General features: G+C 26.9%; 2 protein-coding genes. Both read left to right on the forward strand.

Annotated features, from left to right (window positions below; translation table 11 throughout):
- Positions 1 to 50: 50 nt before the first annotated feature.
- Positions 51 to 689: a hypothetical protein gene (locus ACR0QS_RS12900; RefSeq protein WP_432633857.1), complete on the forward strand. Its 639-nt coding sequence runs from the start codon at positions 51 to 53 to the stop codon at positions 687 to 689.
- A gap of 105 nt (positions 690 to 794) precedes the next feature.
- The coding region (locus tag ACR0QS_RS12905; protein ID WP_432633858.1) for a 6-hydroxymethylpterin diphosphokinase MptE-like protein at positions 795 to 2219 on the forward strand (1425 nt) is incomplete at its 3' end.

A 2219-nucleotide genomic window follows, 5' to 3' on the forward strand; every position in this document is an offset into this window, starting at 1 on the left:
ATAAAAAATTTAGAATTATAAAATTATTAATAAAAGTAAAGGATATTAAAATGAAATTAAAAATATTTATTATAACTTCTTTTTTAGCGATTTCGAGAGCGCTATTTCCTGCCTTTGAATTCGAGCTTTTGCCTAAATTTGGATTTGCCGACAGTTGGACGGATTTAACTAAAGAAGTATTTGAGCCGAGAGTAAATATAAATCTTCAGCTTGGATATGAATTCCCAATAAATAAGGGCGTATTTAGAGGCTTTGGGCTTTTATTCGATTTTGGGCTTGATGCAAATACTCTTTCTATAGCAAACCCTAACGAAAAATATAAAATAAATCAAATAGACGCTGGCGGAATATATACAGGTTTGGCTTTTAAATTCGTTTTAAATGAAAATCCATCTTCCATAGTTGATTTGGCTTTCGGCGTTGCTTCGGGCGTAAAATTTATTCCGATTATTGACGACTTCAACATAAAACCAAATAAAGTTCCGTTTTTGCCTTATGTTCGTTTATTTTTAGAGGATAGAATTTATACGACTGAAAAAATAGCTTTGGTAATAGGGCTTGATATTTTTTACGAGTATATGTTTTTTGACAAAAGCGATAGAAATAGATTATTTGCTGGTTATAATATAAATCAGCATCATTCGGTAGGAGCTAATTTTACTATAGGGCTTCGATTTGGGAAACGATAAACTCTTTGAAAAATAATATTAAAAAAGGATTGTCTATTAAGTTAGGCAGTTCTTTTTTTATTTTTTATAATTGATTTTTATATTTTTTTTGTTATCATAAATCTTATGAATATTTCGGTAAAATTGCATAACGCTATAAATGAAGATTTTGATTTATTGGATTTTAATAATAAAGAAAACTCTAAATTGAATTACAAAATAGAAAAAAATAAAAACGGTTTGACAATAGCCTATAAAAATAATAGAGCGGTTCATAGCAAATATAATATTGAAAACGAATGCAAAATGGCGCTCGATAAAATTAATAAAAATAAAAATCTTCTTATAATTTACGGCTACGGTTTGGGTTATATCGTTAAATATTTGAGCGAAAATATAAACGAATATTTTAATCAAAAAATTTTAGAAAGTTTGAAAATAATCGTCATAGTGGAAGATACGATTTTATTTAAATATTCTTATTACAATATTTTTAATACGGAAAGAGAAAATATTTTTTTTATTCATGCCGAAGACGATATGGATTATATAAATAAAATTATAGATTATAAAATCGTAAACGGAGTAAGTCTCGTTTTGCTTCCGTCTCTTACGAAAGAAGAAAAAGACAATGCGAATAAACTTTACGGAGAGATACTAAATAATATTGAAAGAGAATTTTCAAATATATGGACGAATTTGTATTTTGAAAATATATGGACAAAAAATATAATTTTTAATAGCGAATATATAAATAAATCTTCCGACATTTCAATTTTCAAAAACGCGTTTAACGGTTTTAATGCCTTGCTCGTTTGTCCCGGTCCCAGTTTAATAAATCATATAGAAAAAATAAAAGAGAGCAGAGAAAATCTAATAATACTATGCGTAGATACAAGCTATTCTGTATTATGCAAACATGGAATTATTCCAGATTTCGTTATAACGGTTGACGGAGGATTTTTTAATTCTTTAGATTTTGTTTACGAAAATAAAAAATTTCCTTATTTGATAATGGATATAGCCTGCAATAAAATAATTCCAAAAATTATTTTTGACAAAACTAATATAATAAGATTTTCTTCGACATCCGATTTGGAAATTGTGGAATATTTAAAAAAATTTTCAAATATATCTTCGCTTACCACTTCAAATACGGTTGCGACTACAATGATAGATTTTGCCTATTATACAGGTTTCGATAAAGTTCTTTTAATCGGTTTCGACAATAGCTATCCTTATTATCAAAGACATATTAGGCATGCTTTATCCTACGAATATATGATTAATAAAACGAATAAATTGAAAACTATGGAATCCTACTATTTTGACGCGATAAAAAATAATTCAAATATAAATTATTATCCGCCGACTGAATTTATTTTTGAAAGCCAAATGGAATATTTTAAAGAATTAAAAAATAAATATTCTAAAATGTTTATAAGAAGAATCAAATCGGACGCTATTGAGATAGACTCTTTTGAAGAGGATATTATAGAAAAATTTTTAGAAAATAACGCGAGAGAAAAAGTTTTGAATATAGCCGAAAAA

Origin of the sequence: Brachyspira sp. (assembly GCF_050873525.1) — a bacterium.
Lineage (GTDB): Bacteria > Spirochaetota > Brachyspiria > Brachyspirales > Brachyspiraceae > Brachyspira.